This window comes from Marinomonas gallaica, from assembly GCF_049821165.1.
GTDB classification, from domain to species: Bacteria; Pseudomonadota; Gammaproteobacteria; order Pseudomonadales; family Marinomonadaceae; genus Marinomonas; species Marinomonas gallaica.
Genome location: NZ_CP187511.1, coordinates 917,501 through 941,394, shown reverse-complemented (window position 1 = coordinate 941,394; position 23,894 = coordinate 917,501). Strand labels below are relative to the sequence as shown.

The following is a 23,894-nucleotide window of genomic DNA, read 5'->3' as shown; positions in this document are numbered from 1 at the left end:
TGGGTTTAAGATGGCAAGTAATTCTACTCCAACATTATGAATCGGTAAATCAAAACCAAGTGAGATTGATGAAAAATTTTACAACTTTGCACAGTTCAGAACCTACTTTCACGGTCTCAGAATTGAACCGCCAGATTCAGCAACTGCTAGAAGCCAGTTTACCTTGGATATTAGTAGAAGGAGAGATCTCTAACTTGGCGCGTCCAAGCTCTGGACATTGGTATTTTTCCCTCAAAGATGATCGCGCTCAAATCCGCTGCGCCATGTTCAAAGGTAAGAACATGGCGGTCAAATTTAAGCCCAAAGACGGTGACATGGTGCGTTTGCGCGCACGCGTTACCTTCTATGGTGCGCGCGGCGATTGTCAGCTTATGGTCGAAGGGATGGAGGCCGCTGGTGAAGGCGCATTACAAGCTGCATTTGAGCGTTTAAAAAACCAGCTACAAGCAGAAGGCTTATTCGAACAGTCACATAAAAAACCGTTACCTAGCCGCCCTGAGCGAGTCGCCATCATCACCTCGTCCAAAGGGGCTGCGGTGAGGGATATGGTGATTGCTTTCAAACGCCGTTTCCCACTCACGGAACTGACCATTCTGCCTACCTTGGTTCAAGGCAATGGTGCTGCTGTGAACATACGCCAGCAGCTTGAGCGAGCCGATGTAAGCGGTCACTTCGATGCGATCATTGTCGGACGTGGCGGTGGTTCGCTGGAAGATCTGTGGAGCTTTAACGACGAAGCGCTTGCGCGCGCCATTTTCAATGCAAAGACGCCAGTGGTGTCCGCTGTGGGTCATGAGGTTGATTTTACCATTGCTGACTTCGTTGCCGATGTGCGAGCAGCAACCCCTACTGCGGCGGCTGAACTGCTCAGCCCAGACATACGCAACCTAGAGCAGAAAATTACACATTTTGAGCATCTGTTTACACGCCGCTTTGAACAAACCCTGCAACAGCACCAACAGCGTTTAGACTTTTTGATCCGGCGTATTCGTCACCCTAAAGAGCGAATAGAACAGCAACAACAGCGCCTCACGCAGAGCAAACAGCGTTTACAAAGTGCCCTACAGAGCCAATTGAAACAACGTCAGGTGACGCAGCAACATGTGTCACAGCGTTTAATGTACGCGGCTCCCATCAAAAAGATTCAATCGCATCAGGAACGCATCGAGGCATTACAACAACGTATGCGTTTAGCATTGGAGCAAAACCTACACCGTAAGCAAGATCGCTTTGCCAATGTGGTGGCTAAATTAAACTTAGTCAGTCCTTTGGACATTTTGTCTCGTGGTTACGCGATTGCCAGTAAAGGCAAGCACGTGGTTCGTTCTGTAGAAGACGTGCAAGCAGGAGATGCCATTCAAGTTCGTGTCGCAGATGGCACCATCGACTGCGAAGCCAAATAATCGCCATTCGCCACACTGTCTGTTGCTTTGGCGGCAAACTGAGTAAAGTGATTGCTCAACACAGATAAGGAATCACACCATGACGGCAAAAGATTTGCTGCTCGGACTCTTCATCATTTTTGCCTGGGGGTTCAACTTTGTAGTCATTCGCTTGGGGTTGGACGCCATGACCCCGATGATGCTCGGCGGTGTACGCTTCTTATTGTTGGCCATGGTCGGCTGCTTTTTCTTTGCACGGCCTAAAACACCGTTAAAATGGTGGATCGCGTATGCTTTAACGCTTAACTTCGGTCAATTTGCCTTTTTGTTCAGCGCTATGATATTTGGTATGCCTGCAGGGCTTGCCTCACTGGTGCTGCAATCACAAGCCATTTTCACACTGCTGTTTTCTGTCTTACTGCTTAAAGAAGTGGTACGTCCTTATCAAGTTCTGGCCATTGCAGTCGCTTGTGGCGGGTTAGCCATCATTGGTGCCGATGGCGAGGACACCAGCATGACTGTAATCGGTTTTGCTCTTACTCTAGCAGGTGCATCAAGCTGGGCACTGGGCAATATCGCCACCAAAGCCATCATTCAAAAAGGTTATCAAGCGGATCTTAGTTTAATTGTCTGGAGTGCATGGTTCGCTGCGCTGCCCTTTTTCATCTCATCGTTTTTTGTCGACTCCCCAAGCGTTATGTGGTCCAACATTGTCGAGATAAATTGGTCAACCTTAGCCATCTTGATCTACTTAACGCTCGTGGCAACGCTCGGAGGCTACGGCTTATGGAGTTATCTGATGTCACGCTACAGTGCAGGCACGGTTGCCCCTTTGTCATTAGGGGTGCCTGTTGTAGGGCTGACGTCTGCGGCCGTTGTACTCGGTGAGAGTATCAGCCATCAGCAATGGCTAGGGATTTCTGTGGTATTGATTGGCTTGTTGATGAACACGTTTGGCGGTCGCTTACGCCGCCGCCAAACGCACTAGTCCCATCGCTACTCTTTACGATCAAGCTTATCACTCAAGGCTTGTACTTGTTGTTGCAGTTGGGAAATTTGATCCACCAATGCTTGATGGTGATCTTCTTGATTCTGGTGTTCTTCTGCCATGGTTTCTCGACTCATCACTTCCAGTACGACACCGACCATCATATTAAGGAAGACAAAGGCCGTCAGGAAAATAAAGATGATGTAGAAAACCCAACTGAGCGGGTAGACCTCCATCGTCTCATACATCACGTCGGTCCAATCTTCGAACGTGGCGATGCGAAACAACGTCAGCATAGAAATCGCAATATCACCCCATAAATCTTCGTTGATATGGCTGAAGAAGATCGCACCAGCCGCACCAAAGATATAAAAGATAATAAACATTAACAGGCCGATATAGCCCATTTTAGGAATGGCTTTAAGCAATGCGTTAATCAGCATGCGTAAATCCGGAATGATCGACACCAATCGCAACACGCGCAGTACGCGCAACAAACGTGCGACCAACACCATGTCGGTATTAGAGATAGGAATAAGACTGCCAATCACAATGACTGTATCAAAGATATTCCAAGGATCTTTAAAGAAGTCGGCTTTGCGATCGTAGGCGGCGAAGCGAAGCACAATTTCGACCAAGAAGAAAACGGTGATCAGAGTATCGAGGTAGTTGATCCCAAGCTCAACCGAATACGGTAACGGATAAGTTTTTGCCCCGACCGTGAGTGCCGCAATAATGATAATGGTGATGATAAAGCTTTGAAACCAAACGCTTCGTTCAATACGCTTGAGGGTATCAAACCAAGTTTGAGAGCGGGCCGTAGTCATTGCCTTGTTTTACTCCTAATGAAATAGCTCGGTACGAGCGCGAGTATCCTAAGACAATGACGGTTCAGATAAAATCCCTAATTTAACTTCGTTTCACTCTAACGACTTTCATGATTTCCATATCAATGCCTGCAACAGACTCTTGAGCAGGATAATAGGTAATGTTTACGCGCGCGCCACGTAGCGAGTGATACTTGCCTTGTCGTCTAAAACGAAACGGTACATCGTAGCCTTCTATCATCAAGGTATGTAGAACCCAGTCTTCTTGGCTGCGCTGAACATGTGACTTCACTTTCATTGCGTCACTGTGGATGAGGCCGGGATGCTTAGAGATCAGGGCTTCGGGCTTGGATTTCATGGAACTCTCCTACCGAACGTGCGGACATAATATAAACAAGGCTTAATAGTATGCCACAAACCGAATAGGCTGAGTAAATTTTGATCAACTTTTGCTTTTTTCGGTTTCCTCATCATTACTTTTTAGCAACTGAGAGTGGCTTTTGGCTTCGGCTTCATCGCGATAGCAAATGACGGCTTTTTGTAAAATCATACTATTTGGGTACGTCACTGTGTCCCCAGTGACGCGCGTGATAATGACATGGAACGTTGATATCTCATGAATTTGACCAAGGATCTCTTCATCTTTATCAACCACTTTAACCCAATCGCCAACACGGTAAGGAAAACCGAAGAAAATAATAAGACTCGCTGTTACATTGCTTAAAATAGACCACTGAGCAAATAAGGCGATACCGACCACGGCAAACACGGATGAGAAGAACACCGCCAACTGCCCATAGCCCACCCCAAGCACCACGCACAGCAAAAGCACAAACGCGACCGTCAAACCTAGATTGATAATCTTCGAAACTAGGATCATGCGAAGTTCATTAATACCTTGGCGCAGTGCGACGGCTCTGATCGCCGTCGAAACAAGCCGCATGGCCAAAAAGTACCCCGCGACCAGCAGTATCGCTAAACAGATATGGAGCCACATAGGCCCTCCTCGTTGTTAAAGCACGAAATACAACGCCACCGGAATGCACACCAATGACATTAAGTTACCTAGAAGCACGATGGATGCCACCTTTTGAGGTTCCTGTTGGAACATTTCCGACACCATGTAATTCAGCACAGCTGGTGGTAGGCAAGCGAAAATCACCAGATAGGCAAACCAATCTTCGCGCAAACCAAACAGCCAATAAAATGCATACGCCGCCACAAGCCCACTAACGGGACTTACTAGACCACTGATCACGCCTATACGCCATTGACCAAAATCCACATCTTTCATGCGAACGCCTAACGCAAACAGCATCAGAGGAATGGAGATTTGCCCCAGCATGTCGATGCCTGTGCCTACCGCGATTGGCATTGACCAATCTTGCCAACTCCATACAACACCAACCGCAGTGGCTATAATGATGGGCATTTTTAAAAGGTTAAACAAATTAGTACGCGGGTTCAGTAGGTACATGCCCACGGTGAAATGCAGTAGATTCTCAATCAAAAACAACACCACGGCAATCGGCAGTGCGGCCTCTCCAAACGCTAACACCATTAAAGGAATGCCTAGATTACCACTGTTATTAAACATCATCGGTGGCACAAAGGTTTTGAACTCGTAACCTAAAGCACGGGCAATAGGCCAAGCCACAAGACCAGAGCCTAAGACAACAAATGCGCCTGCAGCGACTAAAGGCAAATAGGCTTGTATCTGAAAGTCTTTTGAGGCCATTACTGAAAATATGAGTGCAGGGATAAACACGCTCATATTAATACGGTTAGCCACGCTCATATCCGTTGGGCGAGCGCGTGCGTAAAAGAAACCAATCAATACGATGATGACAAGAGGGAAAACGGTATTGAAGATTTGCTGAAAGAGACTGGTAGTGTCCATATAACATCCTTGACGAGTATCTCGTTAGAGTAACGAGGTTCATCAAAAACGCCAATGCTGGTCTTGAAAATACTTTATTCGTGCGCGCTCTTCTGCACTAACTGGGCCGGAATGAGTATAAAACGCTGGCGCACTTCTTCGCCTTTCAGTAATGCCAAACCAATCTCAACCGCACGCTCTGCCATCAGTTTAGGCCGCTGCACCGCCGTCGCAATCCAAAGGTTAGGTTGCTGGATCGCATCTATCGCAAATTGCGACCCATCCACCGAGGCAAGCACAAACTCGTTTCGGTTGGCATGCTGCGCCGCCATTAACGCGCCAGAAGCCGTTGGGTCATTGATGGCAAACACGGCATCTAAATGATCGTACTCTTCCATTAGATAGGTCATGGCCTCCATGCCACCTTCTTGGCTGCCTGTGCCATTTAAGCGATCGCTTAGCAAAGTGATGTTGGGGTAACGATTAATCGCAGACTTACAACCAGCAACGCGCTCTAATACCGAGGATACCGACACACCATTGATGATCACAAATTGTCCTTGATAGCCTATTTGCTTCGCTAATCGTTCGCATGCGATAACACCAGCCTGAACATTATCTGTCGTAATCGTCGCATCTGCGCCCTGAGCATTGACATCCACCGCAATAACTTTAATGCCCGCTCGCTGAGCACGCGCTACCACAGGCGCTATTTTATATTCGTCAGCCGCCGTCAGAATGATCAGGTCCACTTTACGGTCGATGAATTCATTAATCTGTCGAATCTGGCGTTTAAAGTCATAAGCATCTGAACGTACGATGACCTCTATAGGCCGACCTTCAACCAATTCATTGGCTCGACGTGTCGTAGAGTCTACTAATTCGACAAAATAAGGATTACCCAGATCCACTACGCTGATGCCGATCGAGCGTAGCGGCTGATCAAGCTCGTTATTAGCTAACGAGCTGGTAGCAGCCACACATAAATAAAGTACCCCAGCCAGTCCTATCTTTCGTGCGATCGAACAGCACCAACCGCTTGCTTGGAGGATAGATTGCTGTGCCATGATGACCTCTATTTATGTCTGATTGTGGCTAACTTTACGCAGCCTCCGAATCGGAGTCCACTTCCATCGCGCCGGTCATGATTGCAACCGCTTCCGACATGGTGTGAGATTCAGGCGTAATCGTCGCCGCACATTTACCTAAGCGGTGAATATGAATACGATCGGCGACTTCAAACACGTGCGGCATGTTATGACTGATCAGAATAATCGGCAAACCACGGTCACGCACTTCTTTAATCAGATTCAATACTCGACGGGATTCTTTTACCCCTAATGCCGCAGTAGGCTCGTCCATAATCACCACTTTACTGCCAAACAGCGCAGAGCGCGCCACCGCCACACCTTGTCGCTGGCCACCGGATAGCGACTCTACCGCCTGAGAGATATTTTGAATGGTCATCAGTCCAAGCTCTGTCATCTTAGCTTGAGCACGCTCTTCCATGGCTTTTTTATCCAACATACGGAACACAGATCCCAATATGCCTGGTTTACGCAGCTCACGACCTAAAAAAAGGTTATCGGCAATGTTCAATGCCGGAGACACGGCCAAATTTTGATACACCGTTTCAATGCCTAACTCGCGCGCTTCCATCGGTGAATTAAAATGAACTGGCTTGCCGTCCAATAAGATTTCCCCTTCATCTGGCACCAAGGCACCAGACAAGGCTTTGATAAGAGACGATTTTCCCGCGCCATTGTCACCAATGACCGCCAATATTTCACCTGGGTACAACGTCAAATCAGCGTGATCAATGGCCGTTACACTGCCATAACGCTTTACAATACCACGCGCTTGAAGAACCGGTTGTTGATCGTAATGAGCTGTCATTATGCTGTCCCCTTTCTGATCCACTGATCCATGCCTACCGCTACAATAATCAAAATACCCACGGTAAACTCTTGCCAAAGTACATCAACACCAGCGAGTGCTAAACCATTCCGAAACACACCCACTACCAGCGCACCAATCAAGGTACCAAAGATCGACCCACGACCACCAAATAAACTACAGCCTCCGATCACTACTGCGGTAATACTGTCTAGGTTGGTAGTATAGCCAGCTTGCGGACTTACCGAACCGATACGTCCGATCAATACCCAAGCACCAATGGCACACACGACACCCGCTAAGACATATACGGATAATAAAACACGATCAGTGCGGATACCGGCTAGCTTGGCTGCCGCAGGATCATCACCGGTGGCGTATACATGACGCCCCCAGGCGGTCCAATTCAAGGCGTACCAGATTAATACAAACAGCGCCAACATCAGCAGTGACCCGTAGGTTAACCGAGCGCCAAAGAAGCTAACGGTTTCACCTAACCATTGCAGCAACGGTGCATTGTTGGCAATTTCCTGTGAACGAATGGTTTGACTTTTTGAGTACCAAAGATTCAGTGCAAAAAAGACGTTCCATGATCCCAGTGTCGCGATAAAAGGCGGCAGTTTAAAACGTGTAATCAGGGTACCGTTAATCAAGCCTGCCAACGCACCAACACCCATGCCAATCAACAGAGCCATCCAAGCTTCAAGCCCGTGATCAATGGCCATACGCCCCATCACGACAGATGCCAGCACCATGATGGCGCCAACCGAAAGGTCGATACCAGCGGTTAAAATAATTAACGTTTGTGCCACACCGATCACACCGATGATAGTGACCTGCTGTAACACTAGAGATAAGTTAAAGGGGTGTAAGAAGCGGTCTCCAACCAAAATACTGAAGCCAATAATGGCAAAAATCAGAACAATGGTTGGTGCGGCGACCGGGTACTTATGAAGAAATTTCTGAAAGCGCTGTAGTGGCGTATCTTTGTCTTCGAAATTCGCTACATAACTACCACTGCCAGCCTGATCAGCGATTTTATCGTGATCCAACACCGGTGCAGACGGTTTTGGGTTAGCAGAACTCATAATGTTAACTCCAAGCAAAAAAACCACCGCTGGCGGCATCAGCCAGCAGTGTTAGGCAGGGTTGCCTTAAACAAGGTGGAAATTTTAGGCGGTTAGCCCCAACACATAGCTAGGCCAGTTTTTGATGTAACAGAATCAACACCTTGAGCCGGTTCATCTGTTATCAACTGTACGCCTGTGTCATAAAAATCAAGACCGTCAGAAGCCGTTGGGCGAGTACCCGACTTAGCAAACTCAACGATTGCACTGACACCTTCTGAGGCCATTTTTAGAGGGAATTGCATAGAGGTAGCGCCAATCACACCATCTTTGATGTTGCTGACACCAGGACAGCCCCCATCAACGGAGACAATCAATACGTCTTTTTCCATGCCAAATGATTTCAGCGCTTCATACGCACCAGCGGCGGCTGGTTCATTAATGGTGTAGACCAAGTTCACACCTGGGTCTTTTTGCAGTAAGTTTTCCATCGCACGACGACCACCCTCTTCAGAGCCTTGTGTCACGTCGTTACCTACGATGCGAGGGTCTGTTTCGTCACCCATTTGATTTGGATCGTTTAGATCAATACCGAAGCCTTTCAAGAAACCTTGGTTACGCGCTACATCGACCGTAATTTGGCTGGTACTCAGGTCAAGCAATGCGATTTTAGCGTCTTCCGCTTTATCACCCATTTTCGCTTTGGCCCATTGCCCAATCATTTCACCCGCTTTGAAGTTATCGGTCGCAAATGTCATATCCGCTGCGCTGGCAGGCGACAGTGGTGTATCCAAAGCAATCACCAACAAGCCCGCTTCACGGGCTTTTTCAATAGTCGGCACAATACCGGCCGTGTCACTTGGGGTAATGAGAATCCCTTTCGCACCAGATGCGATTAGGTTTTCGACAGCTTGAACTTGTGTTTCGTTGTCACCATCATAGCGACCCGCGAAGGTACGCAGCTCAACGCCAAGCTCTTCAGCTTTCTCTTGGGCGCCTTCTTTCATTTTGACGAAGAAAGGGTTGGTATTGGTTTTAGTAATCAGACCAATGATCGGTGTTTCCGCCATCGCAGTAGTAGACAGTGCGCCGGCAGCAACAAGACAAGCAAGTTTACGGAAGTTAGATTTCATGAAACGACTCCAATATTGTTTTTATTCTCGGCTTATGCCGTCGAAACAGGCCGTCATAGCTGTTTCATAAATTAATATCGACGATGAAAACTAACGAAAAATTTCAGTGATTAAGGATGGCCTTGAAATATTTGTAACAATTCAATCTGTAAAATGAAAAACTTTCTCTAACTCACTGATTGTAAAAGGTTTTGAAAGCAATAAGTCACTATCGTTGAGTCCGTAACTTTCTACTAATTCGTGTACAGGTAAGCCCGACATTAATAATACTTGCCCTTCCCAGCTTGTATCGGCCTTCAACCTATGCGCTAAATCGACACCGTGTAACTCGCCAGCCAAGTTGACATCACTCATGATCAAATCGGGATGAAAAGAGCGCTCTAGTCCCGTCAAAGCGTCTTCTGCATACTCGAAGGTTTGTACTATGCAACCAAGCTGTTGTAGCTGTTCACGCATCACATGAGACACTTCAGGGTCATCTTCTACCAGCCAGATAACCGCGTCATTCGGCAGCTGTACTGTGGGTAGACTTTCTTGATTTGAAGGCATTTCTGCCAGTTCAGTCGGCGCCATCAGCGGTAAAAACAAACAGACTTTGGTCCATTGTCCCTCTTCTGAAGTCACCCGTATCTCGCCGCCACTTTGTTTGACAAAACCGTAGATCATACTCAGTCCAAGTCCACTGCCCTTACCCACTGGTTTGGTGGTGAAGAACGGCTCAAAAATACGCCCAAGCACCTCTTCAGAAATTCCACTACCGGTGTCTTCTACTTTTAGTCGAATAGCAGCCACGTCGGAATCAGGTAACTGAGTCGCTTTGGTTGAAAAGCTTAATGTGCCGCCACGAGACATCGCCGCGGCACTGTTGAGTGACAAATTCAGCAGCGCATTTTCCAATTGAGATGGATCAATCAAGCAACGCTCTTGCGGGCAATTGAGATCGACTGTCACCTGAATATGATTGCCGACACTGTATTCCACTAAATCCAACATGCCCTCAATTAAATCGTCGATATGTGTCGCTTCAGGAAACAGTTGTTGTCGCCGACTGAATGCGAGCAAACGATGCACCAAACTGCTGCTCTTCTCGGCAACGGCTAACGCTCGCTCGATGTAACGTGCTTGGTCATCGGTTTTAGGAGATGAGTCGGACAACATTTGCAGATTGCCCATAATAGCAGCCAGTAAATTATTAAAATCATGGGCTACACCGCCGGTTAATTGCCCCAGCACTTCCATTTTTTGCGCTTGGCGCAGCTGGCTTTCGACGCTTTTACGCTCAGTTAAGTCCGTATACAGTGTGACAAAACCGCCGTCTGGCATGGGCTTGGAACGAAATTCGACGATTTTCCCCGAGTCAAAATGACGCTCAAAACTTTGGCTACGATGGTGTCGTGAGGCATTGATCTCATCCATCTGAACCAGCTGGTTTTCCATGTTGAGGTTCTTGTGAGAGCTTTGCGTAATGAGCTGCTGTACCACTTGTATTGGCATACCGCGATAGAGCTGGTTTGGCTGAATATCAAAAAGCGCTTCGTAACCTTTATTCCACGCAATTAAAATGCCCTGTTCGGTAAACACACTCAAACCATCGTTCATATTATCGAAGATGGTTTCCAGCAAACGTTTTTGTTCGGTGAGCTCGGCAGATACTTCCAAGCGTCGAATGGCATCACGCCGAAATACTTCAAAAGCATTGGCCAGCGTGCCGATCTCATCGTTACGACGCATGGGCGGATTACGCGAATCCACTTGCCCTAATGACAACTCTTTCATGCCTTGTGTGACAGCCCCTAAATCCCGTGTCATACGTCGGCTAGATAGATACAGGTAACTCAGCCCTAATACCAAAAATAGTGAGATTCCTATTAACCAGCGCTGACCATTGGCGACTACTTCGCCAACCTCCATGCGCTGTCGAGACACTCGCTTTTGCAATGTGCCAACGAAAGCACTGACCTGGGTGCTAAGTTGTTCGGACTTCGCTCGCAGAGCGATCAATAAATAACGTTTGCGGTCATGGATTTCATTCAAGCGAGCTTGCGCTTGCAGCAGTGATTGCGCGATGTCGCGTACCTTTGGGTCGCTATCGACTAGACGTAAATGGTCAACCATTTGTCGTGCGACTTGTCCAGGCTCTTCGATCAGATTTAACAACCAAACTAACGCCTGCTGTTGCGATACAGTGGGTTGTTGTTGAGATCTTGAGACGACAGTTCTAATGGCAAATTGTTGCGCTAGGCTGTCTTCACGGATATACAACTCTTCGTGGACAAGTGTCACTAACTCATCCAATGTCGTGTCCAGATCCGCTAAGCGGTCTTCAATTTGACCACGAAATACCGTGTCTTTTAAGTTATCAGCGACGCTGCGTAAATCCGTAATACGACGATTTAAACGTTCGGATTCCACTTGCAGTTGAAAAGGTCGCGCCGAACCGGCAGCATAAGGCGCTGCCGCGGCAAGCTGGGCAACATTTTCCGCTAACGTCAATGCAGTGCTGATTTCGGGGAGTGTCTGCGCTTCAAAATCCGCTAAGGAAGCTTCACTGATACGCATGGATTGCCAGCCAATTACCACCATAAAAGCAGCCACCATACTGATTGCTAAAATAACAATGGACGCTTTTTGACGAATGCTGACTTGGCGCATTAGCCGACGCTCTTGCTGACAGGACCTTGGAATAAATACCCCAAACCACGTTGGGTTTTAATAAACTCTGGCGCTTTAGGATTGGCTTCCAGCTTACGACGTAAACGTAGAATCAGCACGTCGACTGTACGATCAAACACTTCCGTTTCGAGGCCTCGGCTTAAATCAATGATTTGCTCACGACTCAGTACTCGATCGGGCCGTGTCGCCAGCGTTTCCAATAAAGAAAACTCACCTAAAGTGAGTATGACCTCGTCTCCTTGTTGGTCACGCAATTGGCGTGACGTCAGATCTAGTATCCACTTACCAAAATATAAACAGTCGTGATCTGTGCTCAGTGTCTGAGTTGGTATATGGCGATTACTGCGACGCAATAAAGCATGAATACGTGCGGTCAGCTCACGTAGATTAAAGGGTTTCATCATGTAATCGTCCGCCGCCAGTTCAAGACCCAGAATACGATCCGTCTCGTCCCCTTTGCCCGTTAACATCATGATCGGCATGTCAAAGCGCTCTCTGACTTCTCGCGCCAGCTGTAATCCATCTTCTTCTTGTAAGTAGAGGTCCATTAAGATCAAATCAACGGGGTGCTCTTCTAAGCACTGCCACATCATCACACCATTTTGGGCATCAAACACTTGATAGCCTTTTTGAGCCAAGGCGTCACTCAATAAGTGCCGGATATCCGGCTCGTCATCAACGATCAACAGGGTCTTTTTTCCGAGCTCGCTCATGCTGTTATCTATCCTTTTTATTTCTTATAGTTTGGCTGGATCGGCCCGTGTCGCAAGAAGCTTTACCATGAGATTGTTAATACACCATTAACAATCATATCGTACGTCTTTTTTATATCGTTCACACTTTAGTGCGAGGCATGTTGTCACTGAAATTCTAAACAAATATCGCTATTATGCCCCCTCGCTACAGGGGATCATTATGACGTTTGCTTTGCCTATCTACTCTATCATTCCAGATTTAAAATTACAGTTAGCTCAGCACAATGAAGCCATACTTGAAGCCGCCCCGGGGGCGGGGAAAACAACGGCTGTACCTCTGGCTCTTCTCGATGAAGCGTGGCTCGGTCAACGCAAAATCATCATGCTTGAGCCCCGTCGGCTGGCCGCTAAGTCCGCAGCAAAACGACTCGCAGATCAACTTGGCGAACCGCTTGGGCATCGTGTTGGCTATCAAATACGCCAAGAAGGTAAACAGAGCGCTCATACTCAACTATTAGTCGTTACTGAGGGCATTCTCACCCGCATGTTACAGGATGATCCCAGTCTCGATGAGGTTGCCTTAATTATTTTCGACGAGTTTCATGAGCGTAACCTACATTCAGATTTGGCGTTCGCATTAAGCCTACAGGCCAGACTACTATTCCGTGATGACGATCCACTTAAACTGTTAGTTATGTCGGCCACCCTCGACAGTGAACGATTAACTGAACTGCTGCAGTGTGATCCGATCATTTGTGAAGGACGTCAATTCCCCATTAGCATGCGCTACAGCAATCTGTCACTCAAGCAACAAGACATACCGCAACACGTTGCTAAACTGGTTCACCAAGCCTTACAAGAAGACAATGGCTCAATACTCGTTTTTCTACCCGGACAGCGTGAAATACGTGCCGTTCAATCCATGCTTAATGGCACCCTACCAGCACAAACCGAACTGCTCAGTTTATTTGGTGATCTGAGTCTATCGGAGCAAGAAAACGTCATTGCACCTGCACACGCTGGTTATAGAAAAGTGGTTCTCGCCACCAGCATCGCGCAGACCAGTTTAACCATCGATGGTATACAAGTGGTGATTGATTCAGGTCTTTCACGCGAAGCACGTTTCGATGCAAAAACGGCTACCACACGCTTACATACACGTCGTGCATCCCAAGCAGAAACGACCCAACGCGCAGGCCGCGCAGGCCGATTACAAGCCGGTGTCTGCTACCGCTGGTGGTCGGCAGATCAGCAACACCGTTTAAGTCCACACAACGCTCCACAAATCGAGCTGGAAGACTTAAGCCACTTAGTCATGGACGTGGCGCGTTGGGGAGCACAAACCCTAGAGGAACTCGATTGGATCAGCCCGCCACCGGCTGCTCACTGGCAGCAAGCTCAACAATTATTAACGTCGCTAGGAATTCTAGAACAAAGCCCCCAGTTAACATTAACGTCAACGGGGAAAACGCTCGTAGAGCTACCCTTGCCGCCGAGGTTGGCACGCTTGCTACTAGACGCCCAACGTTACGGACAACCTCAAAGCGCCACGGAAGCCGCAGCATTACTCTATGATGGCGCGGCCAAAAGCACACAAGACTCTAGCCTACTAAGTGCCATTGAATATCGAAAAACTGGCTCACAAAAACACGCTTGGCAACGCACGCTATCCGGGTTATCCAAACACTTTTCTGAAGCGTCTGCACCAATACAGCGATCTTTAGCGGAATGCCTTGCAGTGGCCTTTCCGGACCGGATCGCCAAGCGCCACCGCCAGCATGACGATCATATTTTATTTAAGCTAAGCAATGGTCGCCAAGCGGCTTTGCCAAGCCATGACAGTAACGCTCAGTCTGAGTTTTTAATTGCATTGGAATTAGGTGGACACGCCGAACGCGATGCGGATCAAATATATCTGTCTCATCCTATTCTTAAACGCGAGCTTGAAAATGCTTTAGCCGATCGACTTGCGAGAGTAGAACGCTGCGAATGGGATAAAGCCAGTGGCGGCTTAATCGGTGCGGAAGAAACCTGGCTGGGTAAATTAAAGCTTGATCAAATATCTCTCACACCACTACCTGAGTCCGCCGTGACGTTAGCAAGCTGTCACTATATTCGACAAAAAGGCTTAAGTAGTCTTCATTGGGATGATGACAGTCTAGCACTCAGGGCCCGCATCCGATTTGCCCATCAACACCTCGACGCTTCCATTCCCGACGCCAGCGATCGTTGTTTGTTGGAGCGACTAGAAGACTGGCTGGCGCCTTATTTGGTGGGCGTAACGCGCATTCAACAATTGGAAAAAATTCGCCTCGTTGAACCAATGATGGCGCTGCTCAGTTGGTCCCAACAACAGCAACTCAAAGCATTACCTCTGCGGGTCCAAGTGGCATCGGGGTCAAGCATCAAAGTAGATTATCAAGGCGATGTCCCTGTTATACGAGTCAAACTGCAAGAAATGTTCGGCGAAACCCAAAGCCCTAGAATTGCAGGGAAAGTGGTTAAAATAGAGCTGTTATCACCCGGCCAACGCCCCTTGGCGGTGACCATGGACTTAGCCTTTTTCTGGCAAGAAGCCTACCCAGACGTACGCAAAGAAATGCGTGGACGCTACCCTAAGCACCCATGGCCAGAGAACCCACTAACAGCAGAAGCAACAGCCAAGACCAATCGAGCCTTACGTAACTCGTAAGGCTCGAAACCCACAACACCATGTCAGCTTATCGTCAATCAAATGAAAGTTATATTTAAACCCTCTTTCACCCAATAGACCCACTCTTTCATAATTCTGCTTGGTTTATTTTTAGCCAAAGACCAATTTAATCAATAACAGAGAAAGGACTTCTCATGTCTTCTTTTGCTCGCCCAATCGTTAAAGCAATGTTCAGCCACCCCAAACTCACTATGGGAAGCGCTCTGATTTTATTGGTACTTTGGTTATCGTCCGCAGTATATGGAGATGAAGGAATGGGACTGTTCAAAAAGAAAGAGGCTGGGTGCGTGTTCTCGGGCTTTGAAGGCCAGCTGCTCTATGAAGGAGAGCCAGCGGCGGATGCCGTATTAATACGAAAATATGAGTTATTTGGTCGAAAAGGTGAAGACAAGACCACCTCAGATGAGAAGGGAAACTTTGAGTTCGACTCTGTTTTTTGGGAATTCACAGAACCATTCATGACACCAACGGGCTTCCTAGTTCATCAGCAAATATTCGTTCAATATCAAAATACTGAGACTCAGATATGGGGTGGCGCCAAGGCCGAGCCTCCTGAGCTATACGAGTTTAATAATCAACAACCGAATAACTTAGTTTGCGAGATTACTGATGGAGCAAGACGTGTCAACACCGGAGAAAGAGGCTTTATAGGCACAAACTGTCACTGGAAATAAACATGAAAGGAAATTTAGATAATGGACACTATCAGCCTAGATATTGCCGCTTCTTTAGCCGATGAACTGATCTTTCTTTTCAGAAAACGGAAGTAAATGCCCGCATCACTAGGTCAATAAAATGTTTAATCCTTGCTGAGTAAGCTTACGGCTAAAGCTCGTATTCTTTGCATGGCTTGGACACCAGCCCATGATAAAACGATGGAAGTCTGCCCACGCCACAGGAAATAATCGATACCATTCCGTGATAACAGACTCCGCAAAGTCAGGGGATTCGCCACGAGCAATCATGCAACGTGCTAATTCACTAAAGTAGACATCAAGTAGATACTCTAAATCTTCTTCAAGCTGAACTTCACTTAAACAACTACCGAGGAAATACGCCACATCTTGCACACCTATACCGCGGCCCACGTATTGGAAATCAACGGCGGCGACACTTGATGCATCTGCTGTAAAGCAGAAATTGGCAACTTTAGCATCGCCATGCACAAGCGTTTGATAGCGCGCTTGGCGTAATGTGTTGTCTATCGTCTCGGCCGCGTCCTTGAGTGGACTCGCAATCATCGCCTGCCACTCATTTGGACGTGTCGCAAGGTGCCAGTAGGTACCTTGAGGCCATAACCCCACCGGCCAAGACTCACTGGGATCGGGCGATATAAAATGAGCGTGAAAGGTTGCCAGCCATTGCAAAACTGCCACTGCTTGCGAAAGGTCTAGCTGTGTATGCCTTTGATCAAACCCCTTTTCGTCTAAATCTTCCAGGAGTAAAAAAACCGTGTCGTTTTGCTGTAACACGCCTAGACAATGCGGCACACGCGCGACATTGACACAGCCATTGGCCCAATTCTGGTACCAGTTCGTTTCTACTTCATAAGAATGAACCTTGCGTTGATGGGCTAGGTCCGACTGCCACCCTCTAGGATGCGCTTGGCTAGACGAGCTATCAATGGCTTTTAGAATCACATGAAAGTAACGGTCTTTTACTTTCACCGCGTAGCGTGAGATATGCCCATAGCCGCTCCACAACGACTGCAACGTTTCAACGTGCGTTACGTATTCGGCGGCCAGTGTGCGCTTAATAAAGAATTCTGGGGCATATGAGGTCATCGTCAAGTTCTTCGAATCCTAAGCAAAATGACGCGAGGCAAGGTATAAATCGAAGACCCAACGCCGATTAAGGCCAACTCTTCGCTTTACCGCTCTGACTAAAATAAAACAGCCACGATCGACAAATAAAGAGCCCACAATATCTTTCTCTTTATGCCACGAGAAATTTACATCCTCTTTTTCTATTTTCTTAATGCCGCTTTTTATCATGGCATCGTAATTTCCAACCCTTAGCAATTGTTGTAATCGCTCAGGAGAACAATGACTTATGAGGTGTGAACTAAGACCTACTGCCAGCTTGTTTTGTTCTGAAAACCGTGTGAACTTATGTTCTAACATTTGAGGGGTTAACGCATCACATCCCACATTATTCACTTTGAAGGACTCTACTAACTTAGTAAATTGGCTACGATTATGTTCCCGAGGCAACACATCATAATTCCCTGACATGGAGGGTAATGCCTTTTTATGTCGTGAAAAGAAACGCTTAATCATTCAATATGACTCCAGCTTTGGTGTACATCTTTTTGATGATTATATACATTGGATTCATTCCTTTCTCTCAATGTCTGAATACCTTTTCCTAAGCTCGTATCGCCAGTGACCTAAACACTTACTCACCTTTATAAAGCAACTTACTCGCTATGAGGATTTACTATTTTACGATGAGACGGTGTCTAAAAGCGCTTTTCTATTTGAAAAGTTCTTGTCAAACTAAGATAAAATTTTGCTCGATTTTTAATCTAGTCAACTTGCAACTATACTGAGAACGTCACAAATCCCATATCGCCAATTCGCGGCAAGGATGATTACATGAGTATTAATAGCATAAACTCAAATTACGTTAACACCTCTGCTACGCAGTCACTAAATACGAGCCAAACCAATCTTGCTAGTGGTACACGTATCAACAGTGCTGCAGACGATGCCGCAGGCCTACAAATTGCTAATCGGTTAACGAGCCAAATCGATGGGAACGGACAAGCTGTTGCGAACAGCATGTCTGGTATCTCTGTAACACAGATCGCACAAGGCGGGTTGGAGTCGATTACCAAAGACCTGTCGTCATTGCGAGAGCTAGCGGTGCAGGCTGGTAATGGCATTTATTCTGATTCTGACCGACAGGCGCTTCAACAACAGGCCAACGCTCTTCTGGAGAATATTCAGGGAACAATAGGCTCAACCACCTTTGCAGGACAAGAGCTTTTAAGCAGTGACAGCACTCTTGATTTCCAAGTGGGCCCGGATGCTAATAGCACGATGGGAGTCAACACTAACGATGTAAGTGACACCCTTACTACAAATGGCTTATTTGCTTTTGATATCACTAATCAAGCCTCTCTCGACAGTGCATTGAGTGCGGTCGACAGCAGCTTAGAGAATATTGATAGCTTGCAAGCAGAATATGGCGCGACCCAAAATGCATTTAGCAGCCGTGTTGATGCATTATTAGAAAGCCAAGCAAATGAATCAGCAGCCCGATCACGGATACAAGATACTGATTTTGCAGGAGAAGTAAGCAACCAAGTAGTTAACAGTATTCTCGAACGCTCATCAGTTGCTGTTCAATCCCAAGCGAATGCAGACGCCAGCAGAGTGCTCAATCTACTCACTAATTAGGACATGTAAGCGCTTTTAGTATTAAGTATGCTAAAAGCGCCTTTTCCTACGAGAATGAAAAATTAATACACTCGCCCATATTTTTGCAACGCCTATTGCCCTCCTGTGTCATTATCATAATGCTGTAACTAAACGATAAATCATAAAAAGGAAGTAATGGTGCAGATCTCACTTTTCCCAACCAACAAGTTACTCAAAACCTATGACACGATACGTACGAGTTTTTGGTTTGTACCTTGTCTGATTATTTTTGCAACACTTCTGTTATGTTCATCATTACTTTGGGTGGATAAAAATTTACATCTACAAGACATCCATTGGCTCAATTTTTTATACCATGCAGATGGGAGTATTACTCGGGACTTGCTAACCACGGTAGCAGGAAGTGTTATGACAGTAGTGAGTATTACTTTCTCTATCACAATGGTTGCCCTTACCAATGCGTCGTCTCAATTTGGCCCTAGGCTCATCCGAAATTTCATGAATGATCCTAGCACCCAATCCGTATTAGGTGTTTTTACTTCTATCTTTCTGTATTGCTTAGTATTAGCGCGAGCCACAGACAACTTCGCTGGCGGAGAATACCTGCCTGGACTGACTCTAGGCGGGGCCATATTATTGACCTTCAGCGGTATTCTTTTGCTGATCTACTTTATTCATCACGTAGCCATCAACCTGCAAGCTGACAACGTGATCGATAAGGTATTCGAAACAATGCAGACAAATATCCTCCATATATTCGATGAGCAAAGAAGTAATGAGGCTAAAAATACTTCATGTAAATCCATCGAAAGACCCCTTAAAAGCGCTTTTACTCCCATCCATATAAAACGATCTGGTTATGTACAAGCGATTAATTATACGAGTTTGACTCAAATTCTATCTTCTTATGACCAATGCGCAGAGTTGCTTATTACACCAGGTGATTACATTACCTCTCGAATGATTGTTATACATCACTCAGGAGATGACCCTTCACCTTCTCAAATTGAGTCACTGCTAAGCTGTATCACGCTAGGCGCAAAACGTACGCCAATACAAGATCCTGAGTTCGCTATTTTGCAATTAGTAGAAATCGCCTTAAGAGCCCTGTCACCAAGTATCAACGATCCCTACTCTGCCATTGTCTGTGTCGATAAATTGAGTACCACTCTTTGTAATTTGCTACACAAAGAATTTCCACAGGGTATCGCCTGCGATAATGAGGATAAGCCTAGGCTTATATTTAAAAAAGCCTCCTTTGAAAGCTTAGCCAACAGCGCTTATGACCAAATTCGCCAACATGCAAATAGAAGCCTCTCCGTACAGCTGAGACTACTTGAGGGGCTGTGTCGTATAGCGGAACAGGCGCAAAATCAGAAACATTGGAAGTTCATTCGTCAGCAAAAAAACATGCTGGAACACGAACTAAAAAAACGCGACTTTGTCGATCATGATATGCAAGAAATAAATGAACGCATTACGTGTTTAGAGCATATCATGGCCAAACGATCCCTTTGAGCGGATTGCCTAAGTGTTACGCTCAACCACATCCGGTAACCAGATTAAGTCTGTTAGGCCCACATCTAGGCCAACCTGGCACAATAACGTGGTGACCTGACCGCGGTGGTGCGTTTGATGATTAAAGAAATGATTTACAGCTAACCACATCTCATAACTGCGTGGTTGAGGGTTCACCACGCTGCGATACTCCAATGTGCTGCCTAATACATCATCGGTTAAGCCATTTGCCCAATCGATAATAGCTTGGTCGGTTGCTTTTCTATCTGTCTTTAAGTCAAGAAAACTATGATGAATTTCTTCATCTAACTTAGCCACAGTATAAGGCGAACCAAGGAAACGGCCGAGCCAGATTTTGTCACCAAGCAAGAGATGGTTTAATGTTCCGTGAATCGATCCAAAGAATGCCTTGCGGCCTTCTCTAAGCTCTTGATCTGATAACTGTGAACAAACGTCATAAATACGTTGATTCATCCAGCGGTTATAGTTCGCCATATCTTGTGCCAACGCTGGGTGCATAATTTCATCCTTTTCAGAGCAGTCATAGAATTATTACATTATTAAAAATGTAAGCTTCTAACAATCAGTTGGCCCTATTTCGTTAGAGAAGCGCAGCAATGCAACCAATAATAAGGTTAGTTTCTCTCTCATACTCGAAGTGGTGAACGCCTGCGGCGTGTTAAGAGCCCCTTCTGAGTTCGAGATGGGATCAGGTGGTGCTCTGTCTCTGTTTTTCTAAACACCTTCTCTAATCGATGCTAATAAGGCGCACGCTTTTGATGTCACGCGCTGACGCGTCGAAGCATGAGACAGGCGCAAGCGGGGCATAAAAGGGATGCGCAATCTAGCTGCGTTGAGGTGTTGAGGTGTTGAGGTGTTGAGGTGCGAAAAACCGCAGACACAAAAAAGCCCTGACAGCATCGCTATCAGGGCTTCCTTTGTAGGATGCTTGACGTTATCTATTCTTGCTGGACTCCCACACTACCATCGGCGATGGTGAGCGCCTGCGGCGTGTTGAGAGCCACTTCTGAGTTCGGGATGGGATCAGGTGGTGCTATGCCTGTGTTTTTCTGAACGCCTTCTCTGACTGATGCCATAAGGCGCACACTTTTGATGTCACGCGCTGACGCGTCGAAGTATGAGACAGGCGCAAGCGGGGCATAAAAGGGGTGCGCAATCTAGCTGCGTTGATGCGTTGAGGCGCAAAAAAGCCCTGACAGCATCGCTATCAGGGCTTCCTTTGTATGATGCTTGACGATATCTATACCCTTGCGGGACTCCCACACTACCATCGGCGATGGTGAGCGCCTGCGGCGTGTTGAGAGCCACTTCTGAGTTCGGGATGGGATCAGGTGGTGCGATGTCTCTGTTTTTCTGAACGCCTTCTCTAATCGATGTCATAAGGTACAGTCTTTTGAGGTCACCCGCTGAAGCGTCGAAGCATGAGACAGGCGCAAGCGGGGCATAAAAGGGATGCGCAATCTAGCTGTTTTGAGGTGTTGAGATGCAGAAAACCGCAGACACAAAAAAGCCCTGACAGCGTGGCTATCAGGGCTTCCTTTGTATGATGCTTGACGACGACCTACTCTCACATGGGATCTCCCACACTACCATCGGCGATGGCGCCTTTCACTTCTGAGTTCGGGATGGGATCAGGTGGTTCAACGCCTCTATGATCGTCAAGCAAACGGGTTTGCGATCGTTTTGGGGGCTTCTGTTTGCCTTAGCCAAAACACGCAAGTTCGTGAACTTGAGTCTTTAACAATAAAACTTTTGAAATAGTGATAACCAAGTATCAAACCAGTATTGGTATCGTAGTCTGTAGTACAGCGAGTATGTTTTCTTCACACTCTTGAAACCATTTTGGTGTTATATGGTCAAGCCTCACGAGCAATTAGTATTGGTTAGCTCAACGCCTCACAGCGCTTACACACCCAACCTATCAACGTCCTAGTCTCGAACGGCTCTTTAGGGCACTTTAAGTGCCAGTGAGATCTTATCTTGAAGGAGGCTTCCCGCTTAGATGCTTTCAGCGGTTATCCCGTCCGAACATAGCTACCCGGCAATGCCACTGGCGTGACAACCGGAACACCAGAGGTTCGTTCACTCCGGTCCTCTCGTACTAGGAGCAACTCTTCTCAAATCTCAAACGTCCACGGCAGATAGGGACCGAACTGTCTCACGACGTTCTAAACCCAGCTCGCGTACCACTTTAAATGGCGAACAGCCATACCCTTGGGACCGGCTTCAGCCCCAGGATGTGATGAGCCGACATCGAGGTGCCAAACACCGCCGTCGATGTGAACTCTTGGGCGGTATCAGCCTGTTATCCCCGGAGTACCTTTTATCCGTTGAGCGATGGCCCTTCCATACAGAACCACCGGATCACTAAGACCTACTTTCGTACCTGCTCGACGTGTCTGTCTCGCAGTTAAGCGCGCTTTTGCCTTTACACTCTATGCATGATTTCCGACCATGCTGAGCGCACCTTCGTGCTCCTCCGTTACTCTTTGGGAGGAGACCGCCCCAGTCAAACTACCCACCACACAGTGTCCTCGATCCGGATAACGGATCTGAGTTAGAACCTCAAACATACCAGGGTGGTATTTCAAGATTGGCTCCATGAGAACTGGCGTCCTCACTTCAAAGCCTCCCACCTATCCTACACAAGTAGGTTCAAAGTTCACTGTGAAGCTATAGTAAAGGTTCACGGGGTCTTTCCGTCTAGCCGCGGATACACAGCATCTTCACTGCGATTTCAATTTCACTGAGTCTCGGGTGGAGACAGTGTGGCCATCGTTACGCCATTCGTGCAGGTCGGAACTTACCCGACAAGGAATTTCGCTACCTTAGGACCGTTATAGTTACGGCCGCCGTTTACTTGGGCTTCGATCAAGAGCTTCGCTTGCGCTAACCCCATCAATTAACCTTCAAGCACCGGGCAGGCGTCACACCCTATACGTCCACTTTCGTGTTTGCAGAGTGCTGTGTTTTTAATAAACAGTCGCAGCCACCTGGTATCTTCGACCGACTGATGCTTACGGAGCAAGTCCTTCACATCGGCCGGCGCACCTTCTCCCGAAGTTACGGTGCCATTTTGCCTAGTTCCTTCACCCGAGTTCTCTCAAGCGCCTTGGTATTCTCTACCTGACCACCTGTGTCGGTTTGGGGTACGGTTCGATCATATCTGAAGCTTAGAAGTTTTTCCTGGAAGCATGGCATCAACCACTTCGCCCAAAAGAGGGCTCGTCGTCAGTTCTCAGTCTTAAAGGGACCCGGATTTGCCTAAGTCCCAAACCTACCGCCTTAAACACAGACAACCATCGCTGTGCTGGCCTAGCCTTCTCCGTCTCTCCATCGCAATATGTACGAGTACAGGAATATTAACCTGTTTCCCATCGACTACGCATTTCTGCCTCGCCTTAGGGGCCGACTCACCCTGCCCTGATTAACATGGGACAGGAAACCTTGGTCTTCCGGCGGGGGAGTTTTTCACTCCCCTTATCGTTACTCATGTCAACATTCGCACTTCTGATACCTCCAGCCTGCTTTACAGCTTGACCTTCAACGGCTTACAGAACGCTCCTCTACCATACTAGTAAACTAGTATCCGTAGCTTCGGTGTACAGTTTGAGCCCCGTTATATCTTCCGCGCAGGCCGACTCGACTAGTGAGCTATTACGCTTTCTTTAAAGGATGGCTGCTTCTAAGCCAACCTCCTAGCTGTCTAAGCCTTC

At 47.2% G+C, this 23,894-nt stretch carries 20 protein-coding genes and 2 rRNA genes (1 of these 22 cut by a window edge); 6 read left to right on the top strand and 16 right to left on the bottom strand.

What is annotated here, in order from left to right; all coding sequences use genetic code 11:
* The first annotated feature begins 68 nt into the window (after nt 1-68).
* Nucleotides 69-1,403, top strand: coding sequence for an exodeoxyribonuclease VII large subunit (gene xseA, locus ACPUEK_RS04400; RefSeq protein WP_425642453.1), 1,335 nt, complete (start codon nt 69-71; stop codon nt 1,401-1,403).
* Nucleotides 1,404-1,482: 79 nt separating this feature from the next.
* Nucleotides 1,483-2,370, top strand: a complete 888-nt coding sequence (locus ACPUEK_RS04395) for an EamA family transporter (RefSeq protein ID WP_425642451.1) — start codon at nt 1,483-1,485, stop codon at nt 2,368-2,370.
* 8 nt (nt 2,371-2,378) lie between these two features.
* Here ACPUEK_RS04395 and ACPUEK_RS04390 read toward each other — a convergent pair whose 3' ends face one another.
* The 10 genes from ACPUEK_RS04390 to ACPUEK_RS04345 all read right to left on the bottom strand — a co-directional run bounded on the left by ACPUEK_RS04390 (nt 2,379) and on the right by ACPUEK_RS04345 (nt 12,558).
* The gene (locus tag ACPUEK_RS04390; RefSeq protein ID WP_425642448.1) at nt 2,379-3,197 is read right to left on the bottom strand and encodes an ion transporter; all 819 of its coding nucleotides are present in this window, start codon (nt 3,195-3,197) and stop codon (nt 2,379-2,381) included.
* A gap of 82 nt (nt 3,198-3,279) precedes the next feature.
* Entirely contained in the window at nt 3,280-3,555 is a 276-nt protein-coding gene (locus tag ACPUEK_RS04385; protein ID WP_067035691.1) for a hypothetical protein, read from the bottom strand.
* An 84-nt stretch (nt 3,556-3,639) separates the two neighbouring features.
* Nucleotides 3,640-4,194, bottom strand: coding sequence for a mechanosensitive ion channel domain-containing protein (locus ACPUEK_RS04380; RefSeq protein ID WP_425642446.1), 555 nt, complete (start codon nt 4,192-4,194; stop codon nt 3,640-3,642).
* A 15-nt stretch (nt 4,195-4,209) separates the two neighbouring features.
* Nucleotides 4,210-5,097, bottom strand: a complete 888-nt coding sequence (locus tag ACPUEK_RS04375) for an AEC family transporter (RefSeq protein ID WP_425642443.1) — start codon at nt 5,095-5,097, stop codon at nt 4,210-4,212.
* A 74-nt stretch (nt 5,098-5,171) separates the two neighbouring features.
* Nucleotides 5,172-6,143, bottom strand: coding sequence for a substrate-binding domain-containing protein (locus ACPUEK_RS04370; RefSeq protein ID WP_425642442.1), 972 nt, complete (start codon nt 6,141-6,143; stop codon nt 5,172-5,174).
* Between the two features lie 34 nt (nt 6,144-6,177).
* Nucleotides 6,178-6,972, bottom strand: a complete 795-nt coding sequence (locus tag ACPUEK_RS04365) for an ATP-binding cassette domain-containing protein (RefSeq protein WP_067035700.1) — start codon at nt 6,970-6,972, stop codon at nt 6,178-6,180.
* The gene (locus ACPUEK_RS04360; protein WP_067223765.1) at nt 6,972-8,060 is read right to left on the bottom strand and encodes an ABC transporter permease; all 1,089 of its coding nucleotides are present in this window, start codon (nt 8,058-8,060) and stop codon (nt 6,972-6,974) included. Before ACPUEK_RS04360 ends, ACPUEK_RS04365 begins: the two co-directional genes overlap by 1 nt.
* 92 nt (nt 8,061-8,152) lie before the next feature.
* Entirely contained in the window at nt 8,153-9,172 is a 1,020-nt protein-coding gene (locus tag ACPUEK_RS04355) for a sugar ABC transporter substrate-binding protein (RefSeq protein WP_067035706.1), read from the bottom strand.
* Nucleotides 9,173-9,313: 141 nt separating this feature from the next.
* The gene (locus tag ACPUEK_RS04350) at nt 9,314-11,824 is read right to left on the bottom strand and encodes a PAS-domain containing protein (protein ID WP_425642439.1); all 2,511 of its coding nucleotides are present in this window, start codon (nt 11,822-11,824) and stop codon (nt 9,314-9,316) included.
* Nucleotides 11,824-12,558: a response regulator gene (locus ACPUEK_RS04345; protein WP_067223759.1), complete on the bottom strand. Its 735-nt coding sequence runs from the start codon at nt 12,556-12,558 to the stop codon at nt 11,824-11,826. The genes ACPUEK_RS04350 and ACPUEK_RS04345 overlap by 1 nt, the downstream gene beginning before the upstream one ends.
* A gap of 202 nt (nt 12,559-12,760) precedes the next feature.
* On the opposite strand from ACPUEK_RS04345, the gene hrpB reads away from it, so the two are divergent.
* Both hrpB and ACPUEK_RS04335 read left to right on the top strand, forming a co-directional pair.
* Nucleotides 12,761-15,232 (top strand): ATP-dependent helicase HrpB, encoded by a 2,472-nt coding sequence (gene hrpB / locus ACPUEK_RS04340; RefSeq protein ID WP_425642438.1) that lies wholly within the window; start codon nt 12,761-12,763, stop codon nt 15,230-15,232.
* A 155-nt stretch (nt 15,233-15,387) separates the two neighbouring features.
* Nucleotides 15,388-15,927: a DUF6795 domain-containing protein gene (locus tag ACPUEK_RS04335; protein ID WP_425642436.1), complete on the top strand. Its 540-nt coding sequence runs from the start codon at nt 15,388-15,390 to the stop codon at nt 15,925-15,927.
* Between the two features lie 108 nt (nt 15,928-16,035).
* On the opposite strand, the gene ACPUEK_RS04330 is transcribed toward ACPUEK_RS04335, so the two are convergent.
* The gene (locus ACPUEK_RS04330) at nt 16,036-17,037 is read right to left on the bottom strand and encodes a phosphotransferase (protein WP_425642435.1); all 1,002 of its coding nucleotides are present in this window, start codon (nt 17,035-17,037) and stop codon (nt 16,036-16,038) included.
* Between the two features lie 18 nt (nt 17,038-17,055).
* Nucleotides 17,056-17,532: a hypothetical protein gene (locus tag ACPUEK_RS04325; protein WP_425642434.1), complete on the bottom strand. Its 477-nt coding sequence runs from the start codon at nt 17,530-17,532 to the stop codon at nt 17,056-17,058.
* A gap of 318 nt (nt 17,533-17,850) precedes the next feature.
* Between ACPUEK_RS04325 and ACPUEK_RS04320 the strand changes: the two genes are divergently transcribed.
* Both ACPUEK_RS04320 and ACPUEK_RS04315 read left to right on the top strand, forming a co-directional pair.
* A complete protein-coding gene (locus tag ACPUEK_RS04320; protein ID WP_067035735.1) occupies nt 17,851-18,657 on the top strand; it encodes a flagellin in 807 nt (268 codons plus the stop codon).
* 156 nt (nt 18,658-18,813) lie between these two features.
* Nucleotides 18,814-20,157 (top strand): DUF2254 domain-containing protein, encoded by a 1,344-nt coding sequence (locus tag ACPUEK_RS04315; protein WP_425642432.1) that lies wholly within the window; start codon nt 18,814-18,816, stop codon nt 20,155-20,157.
* Nucleotides 20,158-20,166: 9 nt separating this feature from the next.
* On the opposite strand, the gene ACPUEK_RS04310 is transcribed toward ACPUEK_RS04315, so the two are convergent.
* From ACPUEK_RS04310 to ACPUEK_RS04295, 4 genes are all read right to left on the bottom strand, one after another.
* Nucleotides 20,167-20,676 carry a DinB family protein gene (locus ACPUEK_RS04310; RefSeq protein ID WP_425642430.1) on the bottom strand — a complete coding sequence of 170 codons (510 nt, stop codon included), beginning with the start codon at nt 20,674-20,676 and terminating at the stop codon, nt 20,167-20,169.
* Between the two features lie 440 nt (nt 20,677-21,116).
* Nucleotides 21,117-21,254, bottom strand: a complete 138-nt coding sequence (locus tag ACPUEK_RS04305) for a hypothetical protein (RefSeq protein ID WP_425642428.1) — start codon at nt 21,252-21,254, stop codon at nt 21,117-21,119.
* A 472-nt stretch (nt 21,255-21,726) separates the two neighbouring features.
* Nucleotides 21,727-21,841, bottom strand: a 5S ribosomal RNA gene (rrf, locus tag ACPUEK_RS04300).
* Nucleotides 21,842-22,030: 189 nt separating this feature from the next.
* Nucleotides 22,031-23,894 (bottom strand): 23S ribosomal RNA (locus ACPUEK_RS04295) (it continues 1,023 nt past the right edge of the window).

Excerpts from the sequence above, each read along its gene's own strand:
- ACPUEK_RS04330 (WP_425642435.1), bottom strand. The coding sequence starts at position 17,037 with ATGACCTCATATGCCCCAGAATTCTTTATTAAGCGCACACTGGCCGCC.
- ACPUEK_RS04385 (WP_067035691.1), bottom strand. The coding sequence starts at position 3,555 with ATGAAATCCAAGCCCGAAGCCCTGATCTCTAAGCATCCCGGCCTCATC.
- ACPUEK_RS04325 (WP_425642434.1), bottom strand. The coding sequence starts at position 17,532 with ATGATTAAGCGTTTCTTTTCACGACATAAAAAGGCATTACCCTCCATG.
- ACPUEK_RS04335 (WP_425642436.1), top strand. The coding sequence starts at position 15,388 with ATGTCTTCTTTTGCTCGCCCAATCGTTAAAGCAATGTTCAGCCACCCC.
- ACPUEK_RS04390 (WP_425642448.1), bottom strand. The coding sequence starts at position 3,197 with ATGACTACGGCCCGCTCTCAAACTTGGTTTGATACCCTCAAGCGTATT.
- ACPUEK_RS04355 (WP_067035706.1), bottom strand. The coding sequence starts at position 9,172 with ATGAAATCTAACTTCCGTAAACTTGCTTGTCTTGTTGCTGCCGGCGCA.
- ACPUEK_RS04395 (WP_425642451.1), top strand. The coding sequence starts at position 1,483 with ATGACGGCAAAAGATTTGCTGCTCGGACTCTTCATCATTTTTGCCTGG.
- ACPUEK_RS04320 (WP_067035735.1), top strand. The coding sequence starts at position 17,851 with ATGAGTATTAATAGCATAAACTCAAATTACGTTAACACCTCTGCTACG.
- hrpB (WP_425642438.1), top strand. The coding sequence starts at position 12,761 with ATGACGTTTGCTTTGCCTATCTACTCTATCATTCCAGATTTAAAATTA.
- ACPUEK_RS04305 (WP_425642428.1), bottom strand. The coding sequence starts at position 21,254 with ATGGCATCAGTCAGAGAAGGCGTTCAGAAAAACACAGGCATAGCACCA.
- ACPUEK_RS04375 (WP_425642443.1), bottom strand. The coding sequence starts at position 5,097 with ATGGACACTACCAGTCTCTTTCAGCAAATCTTCAATACCGTTTTCCCT.
- ACPUEK_RS04360 (WP_067223765.1), bottom strand. The coding sequence starts at position 8,060 with ATGAGTTCTGCTAACCCAAAACCGTCTGCACCGGTGTTGGATCACGAT.
- ACPUEK_RS04315 (WP_425642432.1), top strand. The coding sequence starts at position 18,814 with ATGGTGCAGATCTCACTTTTCCCAACCAACAAGTTACTCAAAACCTAT.
- ACPUEK_RS04310 (WP_425642430.1), bottom strand. The coding sequence starts at position 20,676 with ATGCACCCAGCGTTGGCACAAGATATGGCGAACTATAACCGCTGGATG.
- xseA (WP_425642453.1), top strand. The coding sequence starts at position 69 with ATGAAAAATTTTACAACTTTGCACAGTTCAGAACCTACTTTCACGGTC.
- ACPUEK_RS04380 (WP_425642446.1), bottom strand. The coding sequence starts at position 4,194 with ATGTGGCTCCATATCTGTTTAGCGATACTGCTGGTCGCGGGGTACTTT.
- ACPUEK_RS04345 (WP_067223759.1), bottom strand. The coding sequence starts at position 12,558 with ATGAGCGAGCTCGGAAAAAAGACCCTGTTGATCGTTGATGACGAGCCG.
- ACPUEK_RS04365 (WP_067035700.1), bottom strand. The coding sequence starts at position 6,972 with ATGACAGCTCATTACGATCAACAACCGGTTCTTCAAGCGCGTGGTATT.
- ACPUEK_RS04350 (WP_425642439.1), bottom strand. The coding sequence starts at position 11,824 with ATGCGCCAAGTCAGCATTCGTCAAAAAGCGTCCATTGTTATTTTAGCA.
- ACPUEK_RS04370 (WP_425642442.1), bottom strand. The coding sequence starts at position 6,143 with ATGGCACAGCAATCTATCCTCCAAGCAAGCGGTTGGTGCTGTTCGATC.